The organism is uncultured Cyclobacterium sp. (assembly GCF_963976465.1).
Classification (GTDB): domain Bacteria; phylum Bacteroidota; class Bacteroidia; order Cytophagales; family Cyclobacteriaceae; genus Cyclobacterium.
The window spans coordinates 1-6,277 of record NZ_CAXBOC010000351.1 but is presented as its reverse complement, the minus strand read 5'-3'; the positions used below and the strand labels follow the sequence as shown (position 1 = coordinate 6,277).

Sequence of the window (6,277 nt, the reverse complement as noted above, 5' to 3'; positions counted from 1 at the left end):
CCTTGATTTTGGCGGTATTGTTGCTTTTTTTTCTGCAACAATGCTGACAAAATCATTCAAGTTACCGCCAAAATGTAACATTTCTCCATGGTTTGCATTTGGGTTAAGCTGGTACCAGGTTTTCCTGGTTATAGTTTGAATCAAGTCCAGAGGTAGATGCAATCTACTCCTAGCATAGAGTCAGGGTTTGATTGCAAATAGTTATTTCAGTTCATGGTTCAATCAAGTTGTAATTAAATCTTGTACCACCTACTTATTTGTCTGATTTAACTTTTGGGATGTTCTTAAATGGATGACTATTGAATTTCTATTTTCGATTCTAGCGTTTTTTAACTATTTTCGTTGGATAACATTATTGTTTATATGCTCGTTTATCAATACTAGTTAAGGGAAGCTATAAAGCCAAAGGATTATTATAACATGAAGCAGCTAACGATCAATATCGCAGACAATAAATTCGAAGTTTTCCTGGAGTTCATCAAAACCCTGGATTATGTGAAGGTGGAAGATGGCGAAGAAAAGGCATTGGAAGAACTGCAAAATAGCCTGATACAAGTAAAACTAATGAAGGAAGGAAAACTACCCAAGCAATCGACCGAAGACTTCCTCAATGAGTTATAAGGTAATCCCTACGCCTGAATTTAAAAAGCTGGTTAAAAAACTAGTCAAAAAGTATCCTTCCCTAAAAACCGACTTACAACATCTGATTGAAAACCTGGTTGAAAATCCTGCATTAGGTATTCGTCTTGGACATAATCTATATAAAATTCGGATGAAGATATCTTCAAAGAATAAAGGGAAGTCTGGAGGAGCGAGAGTAATCACCTTTATTATGATCGAAGACAGGGAAGTTTATTTGTTGCACATCTATGATAAGAGCCAGCTCGAAAATCTGACCAAGGAACAGATCATCGAATTGATCAATAATGCTGGGTTGTAAATTAGCAGAAATCTTTAGGTTGAAATCCAAAGTGGCGCATTGATTTTTTCAAATATTTTGCACCTTAAAGTTCATCCTCTCAGAGAGTTGAACAGGGTTTTATCAATTCTTTTAAGCAACAGATTGTCTTCTAGATTTACTTTTCTTTTGATAATAAGGAGTAGATGCAATCTACTCCTAGCAAGTGACGGTAAGGTATCGCTTTCAACAAGGATTGGCCTAGAATCAAATTTGTTTTAATTCACATGCTTAATCAGGAATTTTAAAAGCAACAACATTGGGCTCCGCATCTACGGTGAGTCCATAGATGATTCCATTATCTTCGTCTACAGTGAATTCTGAAAGTTGATAGTCTAATTCATAATTGTTCTGAATATTACCTTGATAATCAAAAACAAATACCTTGTTCAACTTATCTGGATTGCTTATTTGTTTATAATCCTTACCAACATAGAGCGCATAAATCAAACTTTTTCCTGCGTAGCTTCCAAAATAAATTCTTCGACTTGAAATTATAGATGCCATAGGATATCCTTGGCTGTAATCTACTTCAAATTCAGGAATTTCATTTATAGGCCCCCTGATGGAAAGAATTTTTCCAGAACTTTTATCCAATACATCAATATAATCTCTAAGTCTCCCAGCTATAATAAACTTACTTTTATCTGGGGATGCCTTAATGCTTCCTTGATGGATGCTGCTGATCACATTGAAGGGAATATCTTTGCGATCGATCATACTGTCCCAAGTGCCGTAAGTGGCTAACGTATCTCCTTGAAGTGAAATTTCAAAATATTTATCATTACCATCTACCATTGATGCCATTATACTTGTATCAGATGCCCAAGTCATTTCCATAATGTAATAGAAAATTTCTCCCAATCTCAACTGCTTTTGAGCCAATTTACTTGTGTCATTAATCGCATACATTGAAGCAATTTTTTGTTCCAGATCGTAAGTCCAGAAACTCCCGTTCTCAGCGCCTCTCTCGAGCGTCCATGCCATAGTGGCCTCTCCAGGACCAAAGCCATTTTTACCTGTACTGCGTATGTGTTTTTCTGATTTCATGTCCAGAATATGTAAAAGATCCCCATTGGACTTTTCACTCACGACTAAAAAATCACCGACACATAAAATTCTCTTTGGGTCTAGAAACTCAGTGAAATTGTATTTTTTCCCTTTTAGCGCAATAGCAGGAGGAAGGTCTTTCTCATCGAAAATCACTATTTTTTCATTTTTGTTTTCCTCAATAGAAGGAGAACAAGAAATGCATAAAGCAAATAATCCAATTATAAGAAATAACTTATTGTTCATATTATTTTTTAAACATTGAAAAAGATTTAAAAAGGAATTGTAGGTTCTACACCTACAATTCCTTTTTTAATAGTATAAAATTAATCGCAGTAAGTTTGACCGCTTTTCCAGATTGATTCACCGAAAATTAAACCTATAGGATGAGGGCAGGTTGTATTGTCTTTACAACAAACTCCTCCATAAGCTCCACTCCCTGCAATCGCCTTCTCCAAAGCCACTTCCTTTTCCGAAAATGGTGCTTCCGCCTCACTTACACCAAACTGCCAGCCGGCGACTAGCATAAAAGCTACTGCGCCAAAAGCCGCCATTAATTTCTTTGAATTTTTCAACCATTTTTTCCTATTAATCTGGGTTTATATAAAACATTAATTAAACGGCAGTTAAATTGAAAAAATAAAAATGATAGTTGCAACTATTTTGTTAAATATAAACAAATAAAAGTAAATTTTTATCTTTGATTAAGCATATATTGTGTTTTTAGGTAATGCCAGTATTTTATTTGACTCTGAAACTTTTTGCTTTAGGACTGGATTTAAGTAAGCGTGTTTAAATAATCAACAAAACTAATACTGTAAACTATTTCTGAGGTTGGTAAAGTAAAATCTCTTTTTTCTACAATTTTTAACTTCGCCCAGGCATAGTAAACGAATTATTATTACGCTAAAGGCAATAAAGAGTAGATGCCATCTACTCCTGGTGGGGATAATTAAGCGTATAGATAGGTTGTAAAAATGCAAGTTTGTATTTATATAATATTATTGTAATCCTCTAAAATGAAAATGTAATTGGATAAAATGCAATTGTAAGCTGCTAAAACGGAATTGTAGGTTGCTAAAATGGAAATGTAAGTGGGGAAAACGTAATTGTAGGTGGGAAAAACGGAAATGTAAGTCGGAAAAACGCAATTGTAGACGGGAAAAATAGAAATGTAAGTGGGAAAAACGCGAATGCAGGTGGGAAAATAGAAATGTAAGCTGCTAAAACGCAATTGTAAGATAGAAAAACCAAAATGTAAGAGACATTTCCTTTTTGCAATGGTGATTTAACCAAGCGTATTTTGCCCAGGTTCCAATCCTTTTGATAATGGATGCATCTTCTTCATGATAACTTTGCGGCAACTTGATTTTTTGGCTAAGGTTTTAGTCCAGACCGTTTATCAAATTTAGGCATGCCTAAACCGATCTAAAAGCGTCTATTGTAGGTCTTTTGTATAAATATGATTAAATTAATTGCTGTTTATTTCACTCCAGATTAGATTAGAAAATCCCGGTTCTTTTAGGGCCGTGAATGCAATTGGTATTAGAAAAGCAATTGCCTATTTCGGGTTCAATACAATTATAAAATATAACAATAGCACATACAGGTCCATTGACTCATGTGGTACAATTTTAATCTACTATGCATCTAAAACATTTAAGGGGATCCATTTGGTTTTTGTTGCCCCTGCTTATTTTCGCTTGTAAGAAAGAGTCAGAATTAGGGATCAAGGACCTTGCAGCCAATGAAGACGTGGCCAATTTCATGGAAAATTACAAGGGTAGAGGTGTATTGACCGATAGCCTTGCAACCCCTACAGCTCCTGAAGATGTGCTAAAGGATTTCACTATTCCGGAAGATTTGTCTCTGGAACTGGTGCTTTCAGAACCTGAAATTGTTCAGCCCATACAGGTTAGTTTTGACCATAAGGGGAGAATGTGGGTGGTGCAATACCAGCAATACCCTTACCCCAAAGGTTTGAAAATCAAGGCCATTGACAACCATACCCGTGTAAAGTTTGACAAAAAATTGGATCCCCCACCGGCAGGAGCAAAAGGAGCAGATAGGATTACCTTTTTTGAAGATACGGATGGGGATGGCAAATACGATAAAAGTACAGATGCCATCTCGGGTTTAAATATCACCACAGGCGTGGCCTTGGGAAGGAAGAAAATCTGGGTGTTAAGTCCTCCTTTTTTATTGGCCTATGCAGACGAGAATGAAGATGGATTACCCGAAGGCGACCCTGAAGTGCATTTGGAAGGTTTTGGCTTGGAAGATACCCATGCGGTTGCCAATAGCTTAAGGTGGGGGCCGGATGGCTGGCTATACGGCGCTCAGGGAAGTACGACTACCGCCAATATCAATTCCAAAGTATCTAAAAATGTGGCTTTCCTTGGCCAAGCGATTTGGCGTTACCACCCGGAAACCAACGTCTTTGAGCTTTTCTCCGAAGGTGGAGGCAACAATGCCTTCAATGTGGAATTTGATCGGAAAGGTAGAGTGTTTTCAGGGACCAATGGTTATGACAGAGGCCCTTACTACAAACAAGGAGCCTACTATATCAAAAGCTGGGGCAAACATGGGCCCTTAACCAATCCTTATGCTTTTGGCTACCTGCCCAATATGCCTTTGGAAGGTGAGAAGAAAAGATTTACCCATTCATTGATCAAGTATGAGGGAGCTGCTTTGCCAGCCCATTACAATGACCTGATGTTTGCGATCAATCCTTTGCATAATTTTATTCAGCTGACGGCATTTACTGAAAAGGGTTCCTCTTTTGAAAATGTGGACAAGGAAATCGTTTTGTCCACCACGGATAAATGGTTTAGACCTGTGGATATCAAATTAGGGCCTGATGGTGCCATTTACATTGCAGACTGGTACGATAGCAGGTTGTCCCATGTGGATCCAAGAGATACCTGGCACAAGACCAGTGGAAGAATCTACAGGCTAGGCCCCAAGAATGGAGACAAACACATTCAATCCTTTGATATAAGCAGCTATTCTAATGAGGAGTTGGTGCAATTGCTTTCTCATGAAAACAAATGGTTCCGTCAGGAAGCCTTGAGGCAGTTTGGCGACCGGAAAGATCCAAGTATTCTTCCGCTATTAATCAAATTGCTACAGACAGGGACTGAACAAGAAGTATTGGAAGCTCTTTGGGCCATTAACCTTACAGCGGGCATAAGCGATGAAGTGGGTAAAATGGGATTGAATCACAAGGATCCTTTTGTAAGGATGTGGACAGTAAGACTGTTGGGCGACAAGCAATCCCTTAGCCCGGCCATGTACCAGGAACTTCAAAAACTTGCAGCGGAAGAGTCACATCCAGAGGTGAGGTCACAACTGATGGCTTCGGCCAAACGACTGCCTTCAAGCCAAACTTTTTCACTTATAGAAAACTTACTGAATAACCATGGGGATAGCGAGGATCCTGATATTCCATTGTTGACCTGGTGGGCTCTGGAAGAAAAAGCAACAACAGATAGAGAAGGGGTATTGGCCATGATGGCCGATGATAAAATATGGAATCATCCAATTATGGAAAAGGTACTGCTAGGCAGATTAATGCAGCGGTACATCATGGAAGGTGGTGAGGAAAACTTTGCCATGGCAACCCAATTATTGGAAGAAGCACCTTCATCCAAACATGTTAAAATACTGATTGAAGGACTACAGGAAGGTTTATTGGGAAGAGAGATGGTAACCCTTCCGGATAATTTGCTGAAAATATTAGAGAAAAATAACAAGGAATTGGGTGACTCTCCGCTTACCCTTGCTTTGCGGCGCAGGGAAGAGAAGGCACTGGCAGAAGCATTAAAGATCATCTCAGATCCAGATGCGGAAATCGGATTAAGGTTGTCTTATATTCAGGTCCTAGGAGAAATTAATCAGGATGAAGTGGTTCCTGATCTTTTGAATCTGGTAAAAAACGGCCAATCTTCTCCTAATATCAAGCAAACAGCACTTCATGCCTTGCAATCCTACAACCAAAAAGAAATTGGTGAACAGTTGGCAAAGGCATACCCGGGATTCAGGGACAATGTCTATGTAAGGGAAGCTGCCATTTCTTTGTTTGCCAGCAGAAAGGAATGGGCGGTGGACTTTTTCAATGAAATCGAACAGCCCAAAACCATAAGCCCCGATGACGTAGAGTATCACCTTGCCAGACGATTCAGGTTACTCCAGGATGAGGAAATCAATACACGAGCTGACAGAATATGGCCGAGCAGTAAGTTGTTGACTTCGGAAGAAAAGACCAAA

At 38.7% G+C, this 6,277-nt stretch carries 5 protein-coding genes; 3 read left to right on the top strand and 2 right to left on the bottom strand.

Annotated elements, in window-relative coordinates; translation table 11 throughout:
• Nucleotides 1–420 precede the first annotated feature (420 nt).
• A complete protein-coding gene (locus AAC037_RS17525; protein ID WP_014018228.1) occupies nt 421–621 on the top strand; it encodes a hypothetical protein in 201 nt (66 codons plus the stop codon).
• Nucleotides 611–940, top strand: coding sequence for a type II toxin-antitoxin system RelE/ParE family toxin (locus AAC037_RS17520; RefSeq protein WP_339904374.1), 330 nt, complete (start codon nt 611–613; stop codon nt 938–940). Before AAC037_RS17525 ends, AAC037_RS17520 begins: the two co-directional genes overlap by 11 nt.
• A 249-nt stretch (nt 941–1,189) precedes the next feature.
• Here AAC037_RS17520 and AAC037_RS17515 read toward each other — a convergent pair whose 3' ends face one another.
• Together AAC037_RS17515 and AAC037_RS17510 are read right to left on the bottom strand one after the other, a co-directional pair.
• Entirely contained in the window at nt 1,190–2,254 is a 1,065-nt protein-coding gene (locus AAC037_RS17515; protein ID WP_339904372.1) for a BF3164 family lipoprotein, read from the bottom strand.
• A gap of 80 nt (nt 2,255–2,334) precedes the next feature.
• Nucleotides 2,335–2,583 (bottom strand): hypothetical protein, encoded by a 249-nt coding sequence (locus AAC037_RS17510; protein ID WP_339904370.1) that lies wholly within the window; start codon nt 2,581–2,583, stop codon nt 2,335–2,337.
• Nucleotides 2,584–3,652: 1,069 nt separating this feature from the next.
• Here AAC037_RS17510 and AAC037_RS17505 point away from each other — a divergent pair.
• Nucleotides 3,653–6,277: PVC-type heme-binding CxxCH protein (locus AAC037_RS17505; protein ID WP_339904368.1), on the top strand; the 2,625-nt coding region annotated here is incomplete at its 3' end.

Excerpts from the sequence above, each read along its gene's own strand:
- AAC037_RS17525 (WP_014018228.1), top strand. The coding sequence starts at position 421 with ATGAAGCAGCTAACGATCAATATCGCAGACAATAAATTCGAAGTTTTC.
- AAC037_RS17520 (WP_339904374.1), top strand. The coding sequence starts at position 611 with ATGAGTTATAAGGTAATCCCTACGCCTGAATTTAAAAAGCTGGTTAAA.
- AAC037_RS17515 (WP_339904372.1), bottom strand. The coding sequence starts at position 2,254 with ATGAACAATAAGTTATTTCTTATAATTGGATTATTTGCTTTATGCATT.